This is a genomic window from Sporosarcina sp. FSL K6-5500, assembly GCF_038005665.1.
Classification (GTDB): Bacteria; Bacillota; Bacilli; order Bacillales_A; family Planococcaceae; genus Sporosarcina; species Sporosarcina psychrophila.
This window is the reverse complement of sequence record NZ_JBBOTP010000001.1, coordinates 2,005,732-2,028,977: the sequence shown is the minus strand read 5'-3', so window position 1 is coordinate 2,028,977 and position 23,246 is coordinate 2,005,732. Positions and strand designations below refer to the sequence as shown.

Genomic DNA, 23,246 nt, shown 5'->3' with positions numbered 1-23,246 from the left:
TCACCTCTTTGCTTGGAATTCAAAATCATTTACTAACCACACCAAAAATCAATTTAAATTTGTTGCGGCTCTTTTTCACCCTTTTAAAACCTTCTCTTATATCCAATATGAAAACAGTTTTAAATATCCACACTCTCATATATATCGCATGAATTTTTAGCGGACCGATGATGCCTTATTCTTCGAATTCAGTACCATCTTCTAACTCTGTTTCCGTCCTCAACAACCATCTGTTCCCAAATCCAGGCTCAACGAATTACATCAATCTCCCCTTCTCGCAAGAGTATTATCCTGTCTACAAAATCCTTTTTACCCTCTGCATAGGAACGCTCATTTGTAGGAAACGCTTCCGCCATTTCCTTCTTCAGTACTTCATATTGTTTTGCGACTTCGGGATGGTCATTTAAATAATCTCGGAAAAATATGTGCTTTTGCCACCAGTCCCCACCATATTCCACAACATGAAGGACATGTGTCTTCGTTAAGTTCTCCAAATTTGAGAACTTGGCAAACACTTCTTTCCCTTCGATCTGAACACGAGCTAAATGGTAAATGTTCGCCTCTTTCAACTTGTGCTTATCAAATTTCTGCGCGTCTCCCATCGACCTAACGCCCACGAGTATATCGAGAAGCGGCTTAGCGGCGATTCCGTCAATCGCCGTGCTACCGATATGTTGGATATCTACTACATGCTCACCTACCAACGAGTTCAATAGACTTTTTTCCACCTTGAAAAGTTTTTTCCAGTTATTCGTGTGCTCCACTAATTTCACTACGTCTTTATTTAAACCTAACATTCCAAACCCACTCCCAATTTAAGACTTCACTTGTGGGATCAACCGAATATTCCCGCTTCACTTCTCATATGTCAAAAATGGCTCATACATCGCGATTGCATGATTTTCTGTGATGAATTCGTCATCGATAAGTTCTCCGTTCAGGTTGTACGCTTTCCTATAGATCGTATTATGGCGCACATAGCCGCCCCACGATTCACGCGTGAAACTATGGTCTTTTTCGTATACTTTATACGTTCGATTCGCACCCATATGCGCACGCCATTCACCAACAAGCGATGTGTCCGTCAAATAGATGAGGAGCTGATACGGCACATTCATTTCGTTCTTTATTTGTAAATCTAGGTAGTTATAAGCGCATGTTGCACCACTTCCGAATGGCTGTTTCCGTTTCGAGTCTGGGAATACGTCATAACTATGCCGGTATCGCTCAGTAATCGTGAGCGGCGTGTGAAGTGTCATCCAGTAAATCAGGTTCGACAACTGACACAAACCGCCTCCAACGCCTTTCGTCACTTGCCCGTAATGCAAAATCATTCCGTCAACGTAACCTTTTCGCTTCGTCGTACTGCCTATCAAGCGCCAATAGGAAAATGTCTCTCCAGGCTGGAGCATAATTCCGTTCAATCGTTTTGCTGCTATTTTCAAATTCGTAATTTTGTTTGTTTCCAATTCCATCTCTACATCTTTCAATTTGCGGAGTAACGGCGTTCGATGTTTGAAGATGACATGGTTTAATTTCTCCATTGACCGCCTTGTTGCATACTTTTTTTCGTCCATGTACCACTCCGAATACCGCCTCAATCGGTACACTTTCTTCCCGAAGAATATTCGCAACTTGCTGCGCTTTTTTGGTTGCAATGAATTCAATCGCGTCATCCCCTCTTCTACTTATTCTCTTCTCTACCAGCTTTGTCCTTTTAATTTATCGGAAAACCAAATGCATTTCATAGGACGTTTTCTACAAGTCACCTTCCTATTATTGCGGTTCACGGGAATACCGAAGACAGCAAGACCGAGACAACATACACTTTGGTTACAAAGAACTTTCAAACGGAGGGATAGCAATGAATATCATCAACGTTAGCAACTTGAAAAAAGCTTACGGAACAAACGTCGTTTTAAAAGGGGTGGATTTTCAAGCACAAGAAGGCGAAGTAATTGGGGTTATCGGGAAAAACGGGGCGGGCAAATCAACGTTCCTTGAAATTATTATGACCATTAAACAATACGACGCTGGAACAGTCTTCGTTTTCGATGAAGATATTAAAGCACTTTCTATAAACCGGATGGAACAAGTTCGAAAACAAATTTCCGTCGTCCTGCAGCCTACACAGTTCTATCAGACACTGAAAGTACAAGAGTTACTACGGTTATTTAAAGCCTATTACAAATCCCCAATTGACATCGAAACAATCATCTCTGACTTTAAGTTACAACCGCATCGAAAAAAGTACTTCGATAAACTTTCTGGAGGATGGAAACAGATTGTAAGCTTGGCCATCGCCTTTTTATCACAACCGAAACTTCTAATTTTAGATGAACCGACAACTGGTCTGGATCCGCATATGCGCAATATTCTTTGGACGTATATTACCGATTACAACGAGAAAACAGGCGGTACAGTCATTCTGACAACACATAATATGGATGAAATCGAATTGTACTGCGACAAGGTAATGCTTATAGATAATGGTGTGAATGAAGTCTTCGATACGACAGAAGCTATTTTGGCATCAGGCTATAAATCCATCAATGAATTTTATCTCGAGAAAGTATCCATATAAGGAGGAGAAAATATGTTAGCGACTCAGTTAAAATACGACTTACTCATGTTTTCAAGAGAATTATTTTACTTAGTTTTCACGATTGTGGTACCGCCTGTTACGTACATTTTCATGGGGCAATTGTTCGGAGACCAAACCTACGCGGGTAACTTAAGTTATGCACAAACATATACACCCTCGTATATTTTACTTATCACGTTCACCACTGTATTTTTCGCTTTCGGGTTCGACCAGGTGACGCATCGTACGACGGGTGTCGAAAAACGAATTAGACTTTCTCCCGTTTCTAAAAATATGCTTCTGCTATCCAGTATTATCCGCTCCATTATCATTACAAGTTTTGGCTACCTGTTCGTTTATGCGATTGGTATGCTCTTGTATGATTTGCAGTTTCACGTACTGAATTTCATCTTGGCCTATGGATTTTTCATCGCACTCAATGCTGCTCTGCTCGTTATCGCATCTGCCATCTACTCTTTTTTCAACGAGATGAAAAGTGCATTAGTGTTCTCCATCGTTATTTTCCAAGTCGTTATCTTTACAGGTGGCTTTGCATTTCCAATTAATATGATGCCGAAATTTATACAAGTTATCGCCGAATTTAATCCGCTCTATCATATGAATAATTTGTTCATTGGTGTTTGGAATGAACAGCTTACTTTTGACAACAGTACGCTTATATCCGTCGTCTATATTTCTTGTTTAGTGATTGTCGCATTGTTCGTTCTCCATATTTCTACTAAAAGACGTATTTGACAGACTACCAGGCAATGGTAAATTTAATGTATATACTATTGCCGATAGGGGTGCATCGCAATGAAAGTATCATTAAACATTGATCGCGATTATGAAGAAACCAAGGTGACGATTGAATGCCCGACATTGGATGATTCCGTACAAGAAATTCTAGATTTTATCAAAGGGCAAGACACAGAATTCCTCGTCGGAAAAGACGGCGATATGCAACATATTTTAAAACCGGCAGAAATTCACTTTTTCCATACAGAAAAAGATAGCGTTATCGCCGTGACTTCTGCTGGCTCATTTAAACTAAAAGAAAAGTTATACGAACTTGAAAAAATTCTTCCGGCGAGTAAATTCATTAGGCTCTCTAAATCTGTCATTGCAAATCTACATGAATTAAGCCGCTTCGAAGCGTCGTTTAATGGAACACTTTGTGTGTATTTTAAATCAGGTACAAAAGAATACGTCTCTCGAACATACGTCAATGCCATTAAAGAATCCTTGAAAATGAATAGGAGGAAAGGCGAATGAAAACCTTTTTATATAGAAGCTTCATCGGTATTCTGTTCGGTGCATTTATTGCAGTCATATTGACGAATTCTGTTGTGCTATTCAGCGGTAAAGATATGCTAGACGGACAATTATTCTTAAAAAACTCACTCGGTTCCATCTTCTGTGGTTGGTTTTTCACAGTCACACCGCTCTTTTTTGAAAATACGTCTTTGCGTTTGTCCCAACAGACCGCATTACATTTCGTTACGGTAGTTATCCTTTACTTCATCCTCGCGTTCGGAATCGGTTGGGTTCCATTTACAGTGAAAAGCTTTTTACTCGTATTCGGAATGTTTGTTGTCTGCTATTCCATATTTTGGACTTCCTTCTATCTGTATTTCAGAGGGCAGGCAAAGAAGTTGAATGCGGAACTCCAGGAGCTTTGATTTATTACTATTCATTCCTAATCTTTGTGTTATGACCGGCATGGAAGTAGTTATGCTCGATACGATGCACGTTATGACCGCCATGGACGTGGTTATGCTCTCCATGAGGCTGATTATGACCCGCATTAGGTTAAATTACAGAAAAACCGTGCCAGTTTGTTACTCGGCACGGCTCTTACATCATATTCTTGATAAGTCTGATTGCCATATACACAGCAACTCCCCAAACGACTAAAGCGGATACTTTATTCAGCAGCGCCATTAGTTTCCCACTCGAATCCAACTTTCCGAAATAGCGTCCGCCCGTTGCAAGCCCGATAAACCAAAGCCATGAAACGATGATTGTCGTCAGCGTAAATGCAATTCTTACGTCCCCCTCATAATTGAGTGAGCTTGACCCGATAACTCCAATCGTATCGAGGATTGCATGAGGGTTCAATAAAGAAACCGATGCTGCAAAAATGATTTGCTTTTTTGTAGAAAATCTCTCTCCATCCACCTTCGTCGACATCGCATCACTTTTCCATAAGACAAAACCGATATAGAGTAAAAAGAGAATACCGATACTGAAGATAATGTTTTCCAACCAGGCAAACGTTAGGACAAGAAGTGATACGCCCGACACCGCCGCAACAATCAAGATTGTGTCACAAATACCCGCGGTCACGACTACAGGTAGGGCTCTCATGAATGTCGGTTGCAATGCCCCCTGATTAAAAACAAACACATTTTGGACACCTAATGGCACAATAAGTCCAAATGCAAGGATAATTCCATGTAAAATTGCCTCAGTCACATGCCCACCCCTATTCAATCTCCATCCTAATCAATTCTCGATTGAAAGGCTTAGTCCTCTTTTATGAATAAATAAAAGCCGTACCAGAAAAATCCTAGCACGGCTTTTGTATTCCACATTTATTTCGTCTTCTGCACAATAACAACTTTTAAATAGTTGAATTCAGGGTAATCACGGTTTGTCCGGAAGTCTTTCGGCAATGTTGATTCCTCAAGAATTTTATACCTGGATCCTGCTTCTTCGAAGGCCTGCTCGATGAACGTTTTGAATTTCTTCATTCCGAAACTCGCATTATTTGTCGATGCAACAATGATGCCGTTTTTCTCAGTAATCGCAATCGCATCCATAAGAAGTGCCGGATAATCCTGCGCTGTACTGAACGTATACTTTTTAGTACGAGCGAAACTAGGCGGGTCAAGAATGATTAGATCGAATTTCAAATCATTCCGTTTTGCATAGCGGAAGTAGTCGAAGACATCCATCACTTTGATATCCTGCTGTTCGTAATCTATGGCATTCACACTGAACTGCTCGATTGTTTTCGCATTGCTACGCTTCGCCAAGTCAACGTTTGTCGTCTTAACTGCGCCGCCGAGTAGTGCTGCAACGGAAAATGCGCCCGTATACGAGAATGTGTTCAACACATTTCTTCCCTCGGAATACTTATCGCGAACCGCTTTACGCATATCACGCTGATCAAGGAAAATCCCAGTCATTGCGCCGTCATTTAAATTGACTGCGAAATTCATGCCATTCTCTTTGACGATAATTGGGAAATCACCTTGCTCCCCTTTAACGAAATCATCCTGTTCGATGTATCCGCCTTTTGTGTCAAAGCGTTTCTTCTCATAAATACCTTTGTAATCAATGATTTTATCAAAGACGCTGTAGACATGATGCTTCAGCGAATAAATTCCTTCGCTATACCAACTCACCATAAAATAGCCGTCGAAATAATCAATTGTCAGTCCGCCGATGCCATCGCCTTCACCATTGAACACGCGGAACGCTGTCGTGTAGGCATCCGCAAATAAAGCTTCACGTCTCGCAAATGCTGCGGCGATTCTTGATTCGAAGAAGTCAAAGTCGATTACTTCTTCCTCTTTCCTCGTCAGTACCCAGCCAAGACCTTTATTTTGCAAGCCGTAATAGCCTTTCGCAACGAAGCGACGGTCTTTATCCACTAATCGTACAATCGTTCCTTCCGCTTCCGTTGCAAGCACGCCAGAATTAATAATCGCATCTTTTAAAATTAACGGATAGCCTTTTTTGAAATCTTTAATATTTCTTGCATTTACTTGTAAATCGATTGTTTTTGTCATTTCGTCATCCTTACTTGATCGTTTTCTTTATTATCGCACGTTTTATCATTAATTGCGAAACCGGCAAGTTTTATTCATGATTCCGTCCGCATCATCCGAAAATCTATAGCTCTTCGAATAATCATCGTAATTGTGGTCACCGTAAAGAAAGTCGTTGAAAATAATATGCCCGAGCTATTAGACAGTTTGCCGTTTTCTGTAAGGATAAACACATCACTCCAGATCGATTGTCCAATGACAAACCAACCAAATAATACAACAAGCCCAAACATCGGAATATAGACATTTGGATTCTTCTCCTTTTTACTCGTATACGCACCTTTCCAAATTGCCATCACCGTCAAGTACATCATTGGAATATATATGAGTACCAATATTTCCATCAGAGGATCCGCCCAACTATAATTCATTTTTATAATGCCATTCACAACAATGAGCGCTATTGTCAAAATGAATGCTTGATAACCAATACGATGTCTCTTCGCAATTTGAAATTCATCAAAGCGATCATTTTGCATCTTTCATCCCTCCCAAAATAATTCATCTAATGTTTTATCCAACACTTTACATACGGCAATGCATAATTTCAGGGAAGGATTGTATTCACCATTTTCAATGGCATTCATCGTCTGCCTCGTAATTCCGATTGCCTCTGCAACATCCTTTTGTGACATATCCTTAGCCGCCCGCGCAGCCTTGACTCGTAAATTCTTTGTCATGGTAAACCTCCCGTCAACAGAATTATACTGAAAATTAAAACCATAAGTCAAATATACCTGACATAAGGTAACTTATATCTTCCCCCATTTATATGAAAAAGCAGCGGAACTAATCATTCCGCTGCTTTTTCATATTGCTTCTTTTCTTAGTCTTCCTTTAATAACGTCCGTGAATATACCAGTCCTACAACACCAACGATGGTGAACAATATTGCCCTAACAAGAATAGAAATGCTTGATAAGTCTACGAGGAAGAGCTTCAGCACACAAATGATAATGAGCACCGCTCCGATAATTTTGACATACTTCCAATTCATTTTCCCACCGATACTGATGGACACAAACGCAAAAGCAAACAGCAAGAACGTATGCGCAAACAACACATATTCCAAATCCCATTCATAAGCTGTCGTGAAGGCTAAGTACCATTTATTTAGGACGATGAAATAGATAATTTGCAGCACAATCGCCAGTTGCGGTGTCTCCCACTTCAGCTCTTTGCCCGAAAGATAGAAACGGTCTTTTACAATCGCCCACACTACAGCCGTAAAAGCGGCCACAAAAGCAAATTGCACAAAGAAATTAAATAAAAACTCGCCGTGTTTATAATATGAACCCAAGCCCGTCAGCAGCACTATCATACCTGCTATCAGAAACAGAATAACTGCCCCATGCGTCAAGTACAGTCCTTTACTCCACTTGTGGAAGAAATACATAGCACTAAGTACCACCAATAATACAAACGCATGAACATGATTAGCTGTGTCAAACGATACATAAGTATTCGCAAGCCCTAGCTTTGTTAATTTAAAAATATAGACAAGAACAAGCAGTTGACCAACGATCAAACTTTTGTCAATTGACTTCGTTTTCCCCAATAAACGAGAAGGCGTAAATCGGTAAAGCGTGTAAAATATCCAACTGAATGAACCAATAAAGACAAGCCACACCGCATTCTCCATGGACCAAAATGCATTTATTTGCATTGTAGTCAGGACTGCTGGAACCGCAAATAAGTAAATTACTGAACCGGTCACAATTGTCCTAAGTGTGTTGAAGCGCAAACCTACCCAAATTCCAATTGCCCCATTCACTAGAAGCAATATTAGAATAACCCGAGTATCATCCATGTCAAAGGACAGGATGAATACAGTGACTGCAAATACAGCTACAGCAGACAAAATACCTCGTAGCGCGCTTTCTTTCTTCCAAAAAGAATATACCGCAAGCAGACTATACAACAGCGCCAACAAGCCGTAAACAGTCACTTCCTGCATATGGTCAAGTAGTTTTATCCAGCCGATTGTTAAGACAAAATTCGAGTAGAGAAGTGCTTCTGAAAATACATCCCTTGAAATTCGACCTTTTAAGTAAAACAATAAAATCACACCATGCTGAATTAACACCGTCGCAACAAGTATCGATTCTTCCGCAAACGCACTCTCGAGAAGTGCATAAACGAACAACGTTAAATGGAATAGTGAGAACATGACGTAGAACGTATACTTATACTTTTGACTGAGTGACACATAAAACAGTGATAAAAATAACAACAGGATGTACGCACAGAATTGAATGGAAGTTGCTCCTTCTCCTTCTAATAAAAAAGGAAGTAAAAATCCTGCAATCCCAGAAAATATCGTCAACGTTTCCGATTTTGTTTTTCTCGATAACAACAACCCTGCGATAATATAAGCCACGCCTATCACAAATGCAATCGTGAAATTCAGATAGCCATATAAAAGATGTGCCGCGAATGTCGTCAAAATTCCGAGTCCGATAAAACCGCCAAGTAATGTTAGACCAAACCCTTTTTTTCCACCATTGTAGTAATGCGTCCCAAGAAAATAGAGCAAAATTGTTCCTGTGTAGCCCATTCCAACTCGTACTGGATTGGTGATAAATCCATTATCCATTCCAACTTTCAATCCCCATAAAACTCCAAGTAGTAGAATAAACATAAATATTCGCGGAAGCCAGTTGCTTAACGCTTTCTCAAGATCGAATTCTTTCCTTATTTTCTGCTGAATCGGAACTTCTTCCCGAACTGGTTGCTCAGGCAAACGTGCCATTATCGAGGCTAAATGAACTTTTTCCACTTTCTCCGTAACAGGGCTTGGAGGGATTTTCATTTCAGCCAATTGCCGCTTCAACGTGCTTACTTCACCTTCTAGATCAGACACCCGTTGCAAAATAACCTTCAGTTCTTCATCCAACTTCATTCCTCATTTCCTACTTACTAGTTTCAAAGAACTTAAACCGGGTATAAAAAAGAGAGTCCCCTCGATAAACCGAAGTACTCTCACGATAAATAGGTTACTTATTTAGGCCAGTAATCGAAATGCTAAACTCTTCCACACACTCATACGGATAGGCTGTCGTTCTTGTTGGCCCCTCGTCTGATCCAAATACGTCTGTAAATCACCTTCAAAAACAGGCTCCAAACAGGGCAATTGTGAAAAATGATGTGGCTGCACTAAACTTGGTGAAATATTAAACATTTGTAAGCCGCCTTCATTTACGACCATCGCCACAAATTGTGAACAGAAAAATGCATGCTTACGTTGAATTCCCTTATTCAGAGCCACGCCAAATAAACCAATGAAATTATATTTATAAAGTTCTTTATTCTGTTCAATTAAGCGGATTTTATCAAGCATGCGTGTGTATTCTTCAATTGTCACTTCACAACTATAAACCTCACATGTTGCTTGCCGGAATATGCCCTCTGTAGCACTTTCTTTCACAAACCCACCTACGAAAGGATTATGCCGCTGCTTTCGACCGAAACTGTACATCTCGTTCAGCTGTTCATCAAACGCGATTGACGTATGATTTAAATCCTTCCGCGTATACATCCCAATCGCTTTTGACAGCAACGTCCCCGTATCCGTAAGCACGATATATATTGTTTTTTTCATGACTATCAACCCCTTGCGATCTCTTACTGTTACATCCATTATGTACGTTCCGATAGGTTAACTAAACCGGCTGTGGATGGAAACTGTCTAAGACCCGGGACCTAGATAGTAACGGGTATTTAAGACAGTTGATAAAGTTAATCTTCAATCAGAGGGGGGTTATCATCCCCCTCTGATTGTTAGTTTAACCATTCGGGCTTTTACGGGCAGTTGATCCCCCACTTATTCTTCTCGTGTCCTTGATGACTTGAAGTGGGGATCTTACTGCCCGTTATTGCGGGATAAACTAAATTTCTTTATACTTACTATACGTTTCATAAGGGGCTGGGGTTTCATTTTCCCGAGAAGGTTCGGATACCGAATCAAAAAAACAGAGCGAACGAATTTGTTCGCTCTGCGAATTAGTACAGCCATAATAGACACCCATTTGTTCGGGTGCCCCCATTTTAAAGTCCTTGTTCTACTATACGTCTCTCGTGAGCCATTATACATGACTTTAACACAGACCTACAGAGATGCAAAGTTATATCCTAGACTCTCTGTCTTATTTTCCCTTTTCGACATAAACCGCCATCGCATCCCTCATAAACAGTGCAAGACCATCTCCAAACTGGTCGATATTCTTCGTAAATCTTTCATCCGCAACATACATTTCACCAAGTGCTTTAAAGGCCTCAAGCGAGTACGTTCCAAAATTAGTATTCAGCATATTGAACCAATCGCCGATTGCTTCTTGCGCTTCGTCCGAAGACGGTGAAGTATTGCGGAGCTCCGCAAGATTAAAGTATATGCGATTCATTTCCTCTTGAATTTCCGGTCCGAACTGTGCAACCTTCTTTTTAGATGCATCTACCGCTTTATCGCCCCAACGCGCTTTCGCCTCTTGTTCATATGGGTTCTTGCTGAAATCGAACCCTTTAAATTTCTCTTCGTTTGTCATTACTAATTCCCCTTTTCCATGTTGAATTGTCTTCTCAATCGTTTTGATCATACTATCAAGCTGCTTGCGCTTTTCATGGAGCATTTTACGCTGCATTTCAAAAGCTTCCTGCCGACTAAATGCAGGACTCGTAAGCAGTTCTTTGATTTTTTTCAAAGAGAAGCCAAGTTCACGAAAGAACAGAATTTGCTGCAACGTCGCCAAATTATCGTCCGAATAAAGCCGGTACCCTGCTTCAGTCGTACAATCTGGCGTTAACAAACCGATGTCATCATAATGATGGAGTGTGCGCACACTAACACCGGTCAACTGCGATACTTCTTTCACTTTCATCGCTTCCCGCCTCCCTTCAAAACTAACTATAAAGTATGACGTAACGTGAGAGTCAACACCTAAAAGAGATTTAATTCATCCTTTGAGCCATAGGAAAAACACCATTGTATACGCCAGCTTTTCATCGGATGAAATATGTGCCCCGAACTGGATATGCTCATGATGGGCAGTACTTTGAAAGATCGGTCTCATTGCATACGGAAAAATACCAAAACGGTATCTGGCCGTCATACGCCCCTCATCATCTTTCACGTCGAGATCGCCCGCTATTGACTTCGCTTCAAGTTCTCGCCAGACCGAACCATCTGCATGATACAAAACGCCTTGATTTTTGAGTTTTGCTTTCCAATGTTGCTGCACGTAAGCGGCCATGACTGTACCATCCGGTTCCTTTAATGTAAGTTCGTCACGCTTTATATTACTTCGGATTGTGATTGTCGCTAGCAGTTGTCCGTTTGTATCTACGACGTCGTAGTGCACCGGAATGATAAACCCCTTCTCAAATAGTTCGAAAAATGTTAGCCATCTCGACAACCGCCCTTTGGATGGTTCAATGACAAACAGTGAATTGCCATCTGAATCGACGTTATACATTTTGAACAAAAAAGAAGGAATTCGTTTGAGAATCAATTCATCTAAATTCTCCAAGTTCAATGTGCTCACTGATATGTCGATTGTTTCATTGACTAATTTCTCATGTACGCTTTTGAATCGAAATCCCGTCCCGATCGAACATAACGCAAATATGCCGTTTATAACTAGCACATCTCCATTTTCCATGAAACTTGTATAACCAATGAAGTAAAATAAAATGCAAAAAATCGCCAACCCTATCCCGATAACAAAACCGGAAATCCATGTCTTTCTATAGATTTCTATCAATCTTCTTCCTCACCATCCCTTACATTTATGTTGATGGATTAGACTACCAATTGTCAACTACTATCCAAATGTTCTAACAATAGAAAAGAGATCCACGGAATGAACCGTAATCTCTTCATTGCACACAATTCGTTACCTTTTTTCTATCACTCAATCGGTAGCCAAACCTCAATGTCATACCCGTTCGAACCTTCAGGATGAACATATCGTTCAAAACTAAAACAATTTCGCAGTTGAATACCATCCGTTTTCATAAGTGCATTAAACGCGGTTGGTATCGCGTGGACTCCACCTTCTACCTTTGCAACGACGAACTTGCCAGCTGGGACCACAGCTTCTTCTGTATTCTGCAATCCTTTGGCAAGATTCGATTTGACGCCGGCGATGTAGTGAATTTCCCCATCTTTCATCGCTAAGCAAAGTCCAAATGATTCTTCTGCAACGATTCCGTTCTCGGCAAGTTCCATATTCAGCACATCCCATTTACCCGGAATTTCTGACAGCGGTCCTTTCAATCCATACCCTTTAACATTGAACTCCTCAACTTCAATGACGCGTGTTTCCATGTGAATCTCCTCCTTTATTCAACTATACAATGATAATTCAATCAGAGGAATTTTTGCTGTCCATAAAAAAGATGAACTCAATTGAGTCCATCTTTTTATCCTTATTCAATAATTACATCTGTCTCTATCTTATTTGCTTTATTTTTCTTAGCTTTCACAAAGAACATCACCGCCAAAATAGCAGTTAACACAATCCCAACTATAAACGATAATTTTAAATCTAAGTTAAATCCGATCTTTTGATTTAAAATATAAACGAATACCATATAGGTGATAAACAACGCGGGTACTAACGACACAAAGTAGTTCTTCCCTTTAATAAATAGATACATGGTCGCTATCCATAATGCGATAGCGGCAGTCGCTTGGTTTGCCCAAGAGAAGTATCTCCATAACAGGTTGAAGTCAATTTGTGTTAATAAAGCAGATACAACAAACAAAGGAACAGCAATCATTAAACGTTTCACTAATTTTTTCTGATCAATCTTCAAGTAATCAGCAATAATAGATCGTGCGGCACGGAACGCTGTATCCCCTGACGTAATGGGTAGTACAACAGCACCTAATACAGCAATCGTTCCACCAACAGCTCCTAATAATGTCATGGATACTTCATTGACAACAGAAGAAGGTGTCCCTGTTTTGATGAATTCACTTAATGTTTGCCCATCCAACATACTCATCGCTGCAGCAGCCCAGATCATCGCAATAACAGCTTCAGTAATCATCATGCCATAAAATACATAACGCCCCTGCGATTCTTTTTGCACTGTTCGAGAAATAATTGGTGATTGTGTCGCATGAAATCCAGATAAAGCACCACAAGTAATAGTGAAGAAAAGAATTGGGAAAATCGGTACATTATCTGGATGCAAATTAGCTAATGTCAATTCCGGAATCGTATAATCCGAGAATAGCAAAGCGCCTCCGACCCCAACTGTTCCGATCAACAGAACAGCACCAAAATACGGGTATAGTCTACCAATTATTTTATCAATCGGAAGAATTGTAGATAAGAAATAATAAATAAAAATGACAGTTATCAAAATCCATATAGCTACTTTACCATTTAATAATAAACTTAATAACGATGCTGGAGTCGTGACAAATACAGTTCCAACTAATAGAAGGAGTAACAAAGCGAAAACGTTTACAATATGTTTAGAAACGTTACCCAAGAATTTTCCTGCCAATTCCGGAATATGTGCCCCTTTATTCCGAATTGAAATCATGCCCGTTAAATAGTCATGCACTGCCCCAGCAAAAATCGCTCCAAAAACAATCCACAAGAACGCAACTGGTCCAAATAAAGCACCCATAATAGGTCCAAAAATCGGGCCTGTTCCTGCTATATTCAGGAGTTGGATTAACGCATTTTTATGTTTGTTCATCGGCACATAGTCAATGCCATCTGCATTTGCATAAGCAGGTGTCTTTCGAGCATCAGCAGGATCAAAAATCTTTTCAATGAATTTTCCGTACGTAAAGTATCCGACGACTAACAGTACAATTGCGCTAAAAAATGTAATCATTTATACACCCCTATTCACTTTTGTTAAATCTACCGTGCCACACTACCTACTCTTCATTCCCCTTTTCAGAATGTAATCCCATATATTCAGTCTATGGCAATTTTTCTGAAATAGAAGCTTTTCGGCGTAACATGCTAGTTTGGCAGAATAACAGGCAAACAAGGAGGCTCAACAGGTATATAATGAATTAACAAGTTAAACCACTTCAGACTTTCACGCGGTGATTATAGCTAACAAGAATTAGATTCAGTTGAAAATCATAATTCCAACCTTTCCCGCAAATTCTTCACATAATTTCTACTGACGGAAAGTTTCTCATCCAGACCTTCCAGTTCAAGCCGATAAGCACCGTTAAACCAGGGCGTCAATCGGCTGACATATATCAAATTAACGAGGTAGCCTTTATGAATCCTAAAAAATGAAAACGGTACCAATCGACTTTCAAGTTCTTTTAATGTTGTCCGTATTTCATAGTTATCCGTTCGAGTTATGATTTTGGTCACTTTTTCATCCCGATACATATACAAAATATCTTGTGGAAGAATATAATCAATCTCGCCACCTGCTTCTACTGCCAATTTTCCAAGTTTTTCTGCGGTATCAGGTGGTAGAGATGGATACACTATTTTTTCAATCCGATGAATCGTTTGCTTCAACTGCTCTTCATCATACGGTTTTAATAAATAATCAATGGCATTAATTCGAAACGCTTCCGCTGCAAATTGGGGATAAGCGGTTGCAAAAATGATAAGCGGGACTTTTTTTAATTCTACCAGTACTTTAGCTACCTCAACCCCATTCATTTTGGGCATCTCCACATCCAAAAAAACGACGTCTGGCATTAACTGCACTGTTTTTAATATGGCAGCCTCTCCACTTTCTGCCTCCCCCACCACTTGCACATCGGGAAATTTGCTGAGTAAATATGTTAATTCTTCACGGGCATATCGTTCATCATCTACGACTAAGGTACGGATTGTTCGCATCACACGCCTACCTCCAATTTGGGAATACGAAACGAAATTGTTGTCCCCTCATTTCGTTCACTCTTGATTGATAATGCGGCTTGGTCACCAAACGTCATCATTAAGCGGCGATTGACATTGAATAGCCCCACTCCAGTTCCAGTTTCAGACTCAATCTGGGCCGAGCCCAAAATCGCAATCCGTTCAGGAGTGATTCCTTTCCCATTGTCTTCCACTCTGATTTCGATTTCTGTACCTACATTATGCACGGTCATTTTGATGATACTGTTTTTCTCCATATCATTAATGCCATGGTGAATCGCATTCTCAACAATTGGCTGCAATGTGAAAGGGGGAATCTTTTCATCCAATAGATTGTCATCGACATCATACAAAATCGTCAGTCTATCTACAAATCTTGCTTCTATAACTTCCAAATATGATTTTACATGCGATAGTTCTTGTTCTAGGGATATTTGAGTTGCCGTTGTACCTGTCACGTTTTGCCGTAAAAAGTAAGACAAAGACGTCAGTAACTTTCGCGCCTGATCGGGATCCGTGCGAATCAAGGACATAATCATATTTAGAGAATTAAATAAAAAGTGAGGACTAATCTGAGCCTGCAATGCCTTGATTTCCGCTTCTTTTGCCAACTGATACGCACGATCGGTTTCCGCGATTTCTAATTGGTTACTTAATAGTGAACTCAGTCCGGCAATCAGTTCGATGCTGACATCCGTAATCACTTTTTCAGATGGATAATACAGTTTTAGTGTCCCAATCGTTTCTCCACGCCTTATGAGGGGAGCAATTACTGCTGCTCCTAATCGACAGCCCGGATAATCACAATGGATGGTACCATCATTGACAACAACCAATTTGCCATGACGAATGACATCTTTTGTTTCATCCGTACGAATCGGGCTGCCTACCTTGTGATGATCACTCGCTATTCCAACATGGGCAAGGATATCCGTTTTATTAGTCATGGCGACCGCACTGGGTTGTAATTCACGGAATAAAATCGTGCAGACAGCTTGCGCGGTGTCAGTGTTCATGCCAGTTCTCAAGTAGCCGAGTGTCTGGTTCGCAATGCGCAGCGTTTTCTGGGCCTGCATTGCCGTCACTTTCTCCTGTTCACTGATGACATTATGGACGATCAACAGAAAAAGGGCCGTACCGACACCATTGGCCAGAATCATCGGCACGCCGATTACCTCAACCAAAGTGAACGCTTTCTCAAACGGTTTGGAAATCAACAGAATCATGCTCATCTGCATGGCTTCCGCAAGTGCACCAATGCCAAAAACGGTAAGCGGTTTAAGTGCTTTCCCTTTCCGATAAAAAGCACCAGCCACCACGCCTGCAACGATTGTTGACAGGCCGCAAGAGATTGCAGTAAACCCACCCAAGGTCATGCGATGAATACCGGCAATCAGTCCAGCCCCAATCCCCACACGATAGCCACCTAACAAACCCGCAACAACAACGCCAATAACACGCGAGTTCGCAATTGCCTCATCCGAAGTCAATACCGTTGCAACACTATTAAAATGCAGTGTATTCATATTAAGCGCAACCCCAAAATACGTACCCACAATACCGAAAAAACCAAAAAACAAAATCGCCGTAAGCTCCTGCTTGCGATTCAATTTGTCATGATGAACCAAATCTTTAAAGAACTGAAAACGAGTTAAAATGAAGGCAACTGCTACAATCATGCCCACTCTTTCCAACATTATGACAAGCAAGTCTAACAGCGAAATCCCCCCAATTTAAAAAGAACATTCCCTAAATTATACTTTAAACTCACTTGTATACATATCTTTATTTTCAGTTTTTAATAAAGCAGGGAGTGAGTTTATGATTAGCAAAAGCAACACCGTTCCCTGTAAATAACCGAGGATAATTTCACAAACCTTGTCCACAACTACCAATGTCATCTATCCACTTCCTCACTGTCAATACTGGTTATTTATGGTATACTTTCATAAACAAAGCCATTATGGAGGATGATTAAATGACGACTATGCAAACAATGTCGATCCATCGCGCTTTATCAGAATTAAAAACCTTAAACGAGCGCATTGCGAAAGCTATTAATGAAGCAGATCATGTGGCAACAGACCGCAAATCTGCTCAAAAAATTAAAGGCCTTTCCATCGAAGACTACGAAAAAACAATCCAATCAGGTTTTGATAAAGTCGTTTCATTAATCGAACGACGCATCCACATTAAAGATGCAATTGTACAATCGAACGCAATGACAGAAGTAATCGTCGCTGGTGAAACTATGACTGTTGCCAAAGCAATCGAGCGTAAAACCTCTATTGAAAATGAAGAAAAGTTACTGACCTCCATGATTGAAGCCCGGAGAATAGCCATCAACAAGCTCACAAAAGAAAATGAGTCCCTTCCAAAACGCTTAGAAGAGTACTTAACGGCTATTTTAGGTAGCAAAGAAAACGCAAAAAAAGAAGAAGTTGAGCTACATACAAAGGCATTCATGGAACGAAATGAATATATTTTAATCGATCCACTCAAAATCAGTACACGAATCGAAGCATTAGATGAAAAAATTACAAACTTCAAAGCAGAAGTAGACGCAGTGCTTTCTGAATCGAATGCACTTACAACAGTTAACGTATAACTAGCCTTGCATGAGTATTCGAAAACGATATCCACAAGACCCTTCTTTTGTTGGTATTTCTTTGGGGAACAAGTAAAACCAACACCCAACTTACAACTTAATCTACAAGTAATGATGATAAAAGCTCAAGGCTTAAATCTCAAAGCTGTAAAACTTACGCATTAAAGTTCTTTACTGTTTAAAGGTCAACGTTCAGCACTCAAACCTCTTTTAAATCTTGGACAAACAGTTACGGGATTCTTGTGTTCGCCCATCGTTGTCTGCCAAGCTGAATATATTGTGCAAATTAAAATCGGTTAGAGAAATGATTATTTCTCTAACCGATTTTTTCTTCGTATTATGAATCTACCCGCGTTTCTCAAAATCCGCTGAATTAAGTAGGCGTCCCTCTACATCAATCTCTTTAATAATTTTCGCCGGGTTCCCACCTACAATCACATTATCCGGTACATCTTTTGTCACAATCGCTCCTGATGCGATCACTACATTATTTCCGATGGTTATTCCAGGGTTAATAACAGCTCTCCCACCAATCCACACATTATCACCAATTGTGACTGGCTTGCCATACTCTACACCCGAAATTCGTTCCAATGGATTTACTGGATGTGTAGCTGTGTAAATATGTACACCGGGAGCAATCATACAATTATCACCAATCCTAATTTCACATACATCCAAAAACACGCTATCAAAATTAGCGTAGAAGTTATCACCGACATGAATATTAGATCCATAATCACAACGCAAGCTAGGCTCAATATTAAGTTCCTTACCAGTTGAACCAAATAGCTCTTTTAATAATTTAGTCCGTTCCCTATGTTCATTTTCCATCGTCCCATTAAATAACCTCGTTAAACGACGAGCGTTTTCCCGTTCTTTTGTTAATTCAAGATCCGAGGGACAATACAATTCGCCAGCTAGCATTTTTTCTTTCTCTGTTTTCATTGTGATTCTCCTCCTCTATTACGAATGAACCCTAACCTTCATCACTTTCGTAACCTTTCCAGCCGCATCACTCACGGTGATATTTGTAACACCTGGTTCCAAAGCTTCCAAAGAAATCGTTGAATCATTCTGCTCTGTGATTCCCACTACATGCGACTGTTCAACTTCCCATGTATAGCCCTCATCATAATCATAACCATTCGGCTTCACCTGCGCATGAATGGTTGTTGTTTCTCCAACTTTTAATGTGGCATATTCTTCGCTAACTACAATACCCGTCATTTCATCCGCCTGTGAACGTTCTCGCCATGTCGAATGCGACTCAAAGAAGTCCAATAGCACGACATCCACGCTGCCACCCTTTGTATACAATTCAATGGCATTATTCGTCGGCTTTGTATAAATCAATTTAGTAAACGCGAATTCACCTTCATTAATAAATAACTCAATGGAAGATTCATCTACAAGACCTCTTATTTTAATCTGTTTTCGCTCCATTGGATAATCTGTTTCGTGACGGTTACCAAACTGATACATATTTCCGTTCCGATCCGTCAATTGTTCCAGTCCTGCATTTGAACGATCCAAGAAGATTTTATTCGTTGCTGTATCGACGCCAAATACGGCTTCTTCCTCTTCGGATTGGCGAAGGCGAATACCGAACTCCTCTACATCATCCCATTCCACGATCATTTCAAATTCAAATGTTGTACTCGCAAATGCATCAATCGGATGATCGCCCTCTAACCGGAATGCCTCCACATGATGAGCATTTGCCCGCAAGCTTTCTATTTCCTTAATAGGTCCTTGGAAAAGCCGAATACTACCACCTTCGATTGTCCGAAGTGATAACTCACGCGGAATCGACATGGAGCCCATCCATGGATCTGTTGGAGATTGGTATGGATAGCGCCAATTCGCCATCCAGCCTAGCCAAATTCTTCTGCCATCCTCATCGGGGATATCAGAAAATGACTGTGCCGCATAAAAGTCTTGTCCGAAATCAGTCGTTAGCACTGTTTCTGGGGAATTGTCATTAACAAACTTCGTTCCATCAAACTCTCCGATGAAATATTGAGCTGTTGAACCATTCGTTACATCATTATCTCCAACACTCACATGCAGAACCCACCTCTGATTCCCCAGATTTCCATTGATTGGTAGCTGGAATAAATCCGGACACTCCCATACAGCAACATGTGAGCCTTCATCATCTCCAAATTGACTTTGAAACGTCCAATCAATCAAGTTATCAGAGTTGTAAAACGCAACACTCTGATTCGTAGAAATCACCATGACCCACTTATTTGTATCCTCATGCCAAAATACTTTTGGATCGCGGAAGTCTTTGATACCGGGATTTTCAATGATTGGGTTGCCTTCATAGCGCTCCCATGTTCTCCCTTTATCTTTACTATACGCCATCCCCTGCGCTTCGCCGCCCTCGGTACTCGTATAAAAGGCAACTAAACCAGAATTCCCATCAAATAATCCACTGGAATCATTCCAGTCTACAACTGTACTCCCCGATAAGGCTTGTCCAAGAAAATCATGCTCCAAAGCGACAGGAAAGTGTTCCCAATGGAGCATATCTGTACTAATGGCATGCGCCCAGTTACCATTCTTTTGATGAAATAAATGATATTCTCCTTCAAAATAAATAAGTCCATTTGGATCCGCTAAATTCCCTGATGGCGTTGAAAAATGATATTGTGGCCGATACATTTCCGTATAATAATCAGCATTCGCTGCCTGCTTCTTACGAAGACCCACTGCCTTCAAATCTTTATCCCCCTTTACATCTGGTTCAACTTCACTGCATCCGACTAGAAAAACCAACATCCCCATCATCGTAACAATTAGTCTTTTCATTTTCAAAATATCTTCACTCCCCCTAATTTAAGCGCTTTTAAGCAAAATTTAAGACCAAACCAATTGCAATAAAACAATCGATTTGATCTCTTATTTTGATTCTAGATAGGTTAAAATAAAGAATGTCATTGAATTCACTGCGGTGCTAGGGGGTGCCTCTCGTCAAAGCAAGTTCAAAGGGTCCCTATTGCAACTCACCCTTAGCCAAATAAAACGCACCTTTAATCGCTGAAAACCCTTCGATGCCAGGTGTTACAATATAATTAGCCATCTGGTCCTCCAGCTGCGGGAAAACTAAATAATGATTATTCATCGCCTGCAAATGTTTGTAAATAACGGGCAACAATTGTCTTTGCCTCATGACCCCACCACCTAGAATAATTCTTTCGGGTGATAGCGTTAGAATATACGTCATTAACGCTTGAGCGATATAATAGCCTTCGATTTCCCACACTTCCGGTCGACCTTCAAGCAACATAGCTTTCTGGTCCCATCTTTTTTCAATCGCTGGTCCAGAAGCTAGTCCCTCCAAACAATCTAGGTGGAAAAGACAACCGCCCTTGAAATGATCATCTGGATGTCTTCTGACCGTGACATGCCCCATCTCAGGATGACTAATTCCATGCAGCATTTTGCCATTATTCACCGCGCCCACGCCGATGCCAGTCCCAATCGTGATATAGATACAGCTATCAACATCCTGAGCAGCTCCAAACTCCGCCTCTCCCAATGCTGCAATATTGACATCCGTATCGAACACTATCGGGACATCCAAGTACTCTTTTAACGAAGACAGGATATTAAAATGCTGCCATTGTACTTTAGGCGTCGTTGTAATACAACCATAACTTGCAGAGTTCGGGTTAATATCAGCCGGACCGAATAAGCCCACTCCTAATGCTTGAATCTCAAATTGTTGAAAGAATTCCTGAACTTTCTCCATAGTCTTAGTAGGGGTTGTTGTTGGAATTTCAATCAGCTCAATTACATTAAAATCCATATCCCCCACAGCACAGACAAACTTTGTTCCACCTGCTTCAATTGCACCTAGCAAGATACATTCTCCTCTCCATACTTATAATGAGTGAGATACTGAAATATAGCTATTTGTTAATTGGATAGCTCCACCTGATGCGAATAGGGCAATCTCTTCACAGACCTTATCCGGATAAATCAGGCTCGTTAAAGCATAAGCACCCTCATTCAAGAATATTTCAATAGAAGAAGAATCTACAATAATACGCAATTTCATCTGATTTGTAACTTGCAGGTTCAACTCTTGGCGATTCGAAAAGTTTTCCGAGAATGTAATCTCTCCCGAATTCTTTCTATCCAACGTGACATAATTCGTCTCTGCATCTATCGTTAGCAACGTTTTTTGGCTTTCCGTATGGGACAACTCGACACCGAATTGCTTCGCATCATGATTATCAATCGTTAAAACAATCTCCACACTCGACTTATCCACCGCAAACGTTTTTGTCTCTTCGCCGTTGATTAGCACATCGTCAATTTCAACAACTTTCGTAAAGTATGAATCTAGTTCCTTGACGGGATTTTGAACGACCAGTAGCTGATCTCCAACATGTTGTAACGCTAACGTTCTCGGCAACGTCATCTGGCTTCTCCAACCCTCAGTCGGTACTTCGTTGGCATAGCGCCAATTACTCATCCAGCCCAGATATATTCTTCGACCATCCTCAGTAGGAATATCTGAAAAACTAACACCAGCATAATTGTCTTTTCCAAAATCTAGCCATTGAATCTCTTGATGGTCAGCTGTAAAAGTAGAGCCATCAAAAGAACCTACAAAGTATTGCGTTCTTGAGCCACTATCAAATTGAGGGTTGTCCCCAATACTGACCAATAACACCCACTTCTTCTCTTCACTATTATCCACGACTAATTCAAATAGATCAGGACATTCCCAAACACCATCATGGGAGCCAATATTATCCCCAAACTCACTTTCAAATTGCCAGTCTATTAAATTCGGTGACGAGTAAAAAGTCACCGTTTGTCCTGTTGCTAACGTCATCAGCCACTTTGCCGTTTTAGTATGCCAAAACACTTTCGGGTCCCTAAAATCTACTTTTGTCGGGTGCCCGAGTACAGGATTCCCTTCGTACTTCGTCCATGTTCGGCCTTGGTCATGACTATAGGCAAGACTTTGCGTTTGAATAGCCGTCGTTCCATCAGCCTTATCCAAATGATGCGTAAAAATCGCTACAATTCCTGGCTCATCCGGGAAAAGACCCGTTGTATTATGCCAGTCTACTACAGCACTTCCTGAAAAAATGGTCCCTAGTTCATCTGGATAGAGGGCGATCGGCAATTCCTGCCATTCAATCATATCCCGACTGACAGCATGGCCCCAATGCATGGGACCCCATATGCTATCATTTGGATTATGCTGAAAGAATAAATGATATTCACCTTTAAAATAAACCATTCCGTTCGGATCATTCATCCAATTTTTCTGTGGTGCAAAGTGCAAGGTTGGTCTATACTTCTCAAGATTATAAGTCGGCAAT

24 protein-coding genes and 1 pseudogene are annotated in these 23,246 nt (G+C 40.6%); 5 read left to right on the top strand and 20 right to left on the bottom strand.

Going from position 1 to position 23,246, the window contains the following annotated elements; all coding sequences use genetic code 11:
* Positions 1 to 25 precede the first annotated feature (25 nt).
* From MKX62_RS09505 to MKX62_RS09495, 3 genes and pseudogenes are all read right to left on the bottom strand, one after another.
* A pseudogene (locus tag MKX62_RS09505) lies at positions 26 to 226 on the bottom strand (DUF3977 family protein).
* A 22-nt stretch (positions 227 to 248) separates the two neighbouring features.
* A complete protein-coding gene (locus MKX62_RS09500) occupies positions 249 to 797 on the bottom strand; it encodes a GrpB family protein (protein ID WP_340741302.1) in 549 nt (182 codons plus the stop codon).
* Between the two features lie 57 nt (positions 798 to 854).
* The gene (locus MKX62_RS09495; RefSeq protein ID WP_340741301.1) at positions 855 to 1,676 is read right to left on the bottom strand and encodes a VanW family protein; all 822 of its coding nucleotides are present in this window, start codon (positions 1,674 to 1,676) and stop codon (positions 855 to 857) included.
* A gap of 188 nt (positions 1,677 to 1,864) precedes the next feature.
* Here MKX62_RS09495 and MKX62_RS09490 point away from each other — a divergent pair, with 188 nt between their 5' ends.
* Genes MKX62_RS09490 through MKX62_RS09475 form a run of 4 tightly spaced genes read left to right on the top strand, consistent with a single transcriptional unit; the run spans position 1,865 to position 4,266 of the window.
* Complete coding sequence (locus tag MKX62_RS09490; protein ID WP_340741300.1) at positions 1,865 to 2,584, top strand: ABC transporter ATP-binding protein; 720 nt, start codon at positions 1,865 to 1,867, stop codon at positions 2,582 to 2,584.
* A gap of 12 nt (positions 2,585 to 2,596) precedes the next feature.
* The gene (locus MKX62_RS09485; RefSeq protein ID WP_338653869.1) at positions 2,597 to 3,340 is read left to right on the top strand and encodes an ABC transporter permease; all 744 of its coding nucleotides are present in this window, start codon (positions 2,597 to 2,599) and stop codon (positions 3,338 to 3,340) included.
* A 60-nt stretch (positions 3,341 to 3,400) separates the two neighbouring features.
* A complete protein-coding gene (locus MKX62_RS09480; RefSeq protein ID WP_338653870.1) occupies positions 3,401 to 3,859 on the top strand; it encodes a LytTR family DNA-binding domain-containing protein in 459 nt (152 codons plus the stop codon).
* Positions 3,856 to 4,266 (top strand): DUF3021 domain-containing protein, encoded by a 411-nt coding sequence (locus MKX62_RS09475; RefSeq protein ID WP_067204957.1) that lies wholly within the window; start codon positions 3,856 to 3,858, stop codon positions 4,264 to 4,266. The genes MKX62_RS09480 and MKX62_RS09475 overlap by 4 nt, the downstream gene beginning before the upstream one ends.
* A 175-nt stretch (positions 4,267 to 4,441) precedes the next feature.
* On the opposite strand, the gene MKX62_RS09470 is transcribed toward MKX62_RS09475, so the two are convergent.
* The 13 genes from MKX62_RS09470 to MKX62_RS09410 form a co-directional block, all read right to left on the bottom strand.
* Positions 4,442 to 5,062 (bottom strand): LysE/ArgO family amino acid transporter, encoded by a 621-nt coding sequence (locus MKX62_RS09470; RefSeq protein ID WP_067204954.1) that lies wholly within the window; start codon positions 5,060 to 5,062, stop codon positions 4,442 to 4,444.
* A 119-nt stretch (positions 5,063 to 5,181) separates the two neighbouring features.
* Entirely contained in the window at positions 5,182 to 6,384 is a 1,203-nt protein-coding gene (locus tag MKX62_RS09465; protein ID WP_067204951.1) for a class I SAM-dependent rRNA methyltransferase, read from the bottom strand.
* Positions 6,385 to 6,458: 74 nt separating this feature from the next.
* A complete protein-coding gene (locus MKX62_RS09460) occupies positions 6,459 to 6,902 on the bottom strand; it encodes a hypothetical protein (RefSeq protein WP_340741299.1) in 444 nt (147 codons plus the stop codon).
* Positions 6,903 to 6,905: 3 nt separating this feature from the next.
* Positions 6,906 to 7,103 carry a helix-turn-helix transcriptional regulator gene (locus MKX62_RS09455; protein ID WP_340741298.1) on the bottom strand — a complete coding sequence of 66 codons (198 nt, stop codon included), beginning with the start codon at positions 7,101 to 7,103 and terminating at the stop codon, positions 6,906 to 6,908.
* A 146-nt stretch (positions 7,104 to 7,249) separates the two neighbouring features.
* Complete coding sequence (locus tag MKX62_RS09450; protein ID WP_340741297.1) at positions 7,250 to 9,325, bottom strand: DUF2339 domain-containing protein; 2,076 nt, start codon at positions 9,323 to 9,325, stop codon at positions 7,250 to 7,252.
* A 102-nt stretch (positions 9,326 to 9,427) separates the two neighbouring features.
* Positions 9,428 to 10,024: a hypothetical protein gene (locus tag MKX62_RS09445; protein ID WP_255428558.1), complete on the bottom strand. Its 597-nt coding sequence runs from the start codon at positions 10,022 to 10,024 to the stop codon at positions 9,428 to 9,430.
* Between the two features lie 544 nt (positions 10,025 to 10,568).
* On the bottom strand, positions 10,569 to 11,297 hold the full coding sequence (locus MKX62_RS09440; RefSeq protein ID WP_340741296.1) for a MerR family transcriptional regulator: 729 nt from the start codon (positions 11,295 to 11,297) through the stop codon (positions 10,569 to 10,571).
* A 75-nt stretch (positions 11,298 to 11,372) separates the two neighbouring features.
* Positions 11,373 to 12,179, bottom strand: coding sequence for a hypothetical protein (locus tag MKX62_RS09435; RefSeq protein ID WP_340741295.1), 807 nt, complete (start codon positions 12,177 to 12,179; stop codon positions 11,373 to 11,375).
* Between the two features lie 146 nt (positions 12,180 to 12,325).
* Positions 12,326 to 12,745, bottom strand: coding sequence for a GyrI-like domain-containing protein (locus MKX62_RS09430; protein ID WP_338653882.1), 420 nt, complete (start codon positions 12,743 to 12,745; stop codon positions 12,326 to 12,328).
* Between the two features lie 101 nt (positions 12,746 to 12,846).
* Positions 12,847 to 14,277, bottom strand: coding sequence for a carbon starvation CstA family protein (locus tag MKX62_RS09425; RefSeq protein WP_187046485.1), 1,431 nt, complete (start codon positions 14,275 to 14,277; stop codon positions 12,847 to 12,849).
* Positions 14,278 to 14,534: 257 nt separating this feature from the next.
* Positions 14,535 to 15,263: a LytR/AlgR family response regulator transcription factor gene (locus MKX62_RS09420; RefSeq protein ID WP_338653885.1), complete on the bottom strand. Its 729-nt coding sequence runs from the start codon at positions 15,261 to 15,263 to the stop codon at positions 14,535 to 14,537.
* Complete coding sequence (locus MKX62_RS09415) at positions 15,263 to 16,963, bottom strand: LytS/YhcK type 5TM receptor domain-containing protein (protein ID WP_445683527.1); 1,701 nt, start codon at positions 16,961 to 16,963, stop codon at positions 15,263 to 15,265. The genes MKX62_RS09420 and MKX62_RS09415 overlap by 1 nt, the downstream gene beginning before the upstream one ends.
* A gap of 75 nt (positions 16,964 to 17,038) precedes the next feature.
* Positions 17,039 to 17,185, bottom strand: a complete 147-nt coding sequence (locus MKX62_RS09410) for a hypothetical protein (RefSeq protein ID WP_187046484.1) — start codon at positions 17,183 to 17,185, stop codon at positions 17,039 to 17,041.
* Positions 17,186 to 17,262: 77 nt separating this feature from the next.
* Here MKX62_RS09410 and MKX62_RS09405 point away from each other — a divergent pair, with 77 nt between their 5' ends.
* Positions 17,263 to 17,892, top strand: coding sequence for a hypothetical protein (locus MKX62_RS09405; RefSeq protein WP_338653888.1), 630 nt, complete (start codon positions 17,263 to 17,265; stop codon positions 17,890 to 17,892).
* 345 nt (positions 17,893 to 18,237) lie between these two features.
* Here the strand turns inward: MKX62_RS09405 and MKX62_RS09400 are convergent, their stop codons facing one another.
* The 4 genes from MKX62_RS09400 to MKX62_RS09385 form a co-directional block, all read right to left on the bottom strand.
* The gene (locus tag MKX62_RS09400) at positions 18,238 to 18,840 is read right to left on the bottom strand and encodes a maltose acetyltransferase domain-containing protein (protein WP_187046482.1); all 603 of its coding nucleotides are present in this window, start codon (positions 18,838 to 18,840) and stop codon (positions 18,238 to 18,240) included.
* 18 nt (positions 18,841 to 18,858) lie between these two features.
* Positions 18,859 to 20,712, bottom strand: coding sequence for a GH32 C-terminal domain-containing protein (locus MKX62_RS09395; protein WP_340742568.1), 1,854 nt, complete (start codon positions 20,710 to 20,712; stop codon positions 18,859 to 18,861).
* Positions 20,713 to 20,896: 184 nt separating this feature from the next.
* Positions 20,897 to 21,769: an ROK family protein gene (locus tag MKX62_RS09390; RefSeq protein ID WP_445683548.1), complete on the bottom strand. Its 873-nt coding sequence runs from the start codon at positions 21,767 to 21,769 to the stop codon at positions 20,897 to 20,899.
* Positions 21,770 to 21,787: 18 nt separating this feature from the next.
* Positions 21,788 to 23,245 carry a glycoside hydrolase family 32 protein gene (locus MKX62_RS09385; protein WP_340741292.1) on the bottom strand — a complete coding sequence of 486 codons (1,458 nt, stop codon included), beginning with the start codon at positions 23,243 to 23,245 and terminating at the stop codon, positions 21,788 to 21,790.
* Position 23,246 lies beyond the last annotated feature (1 nt).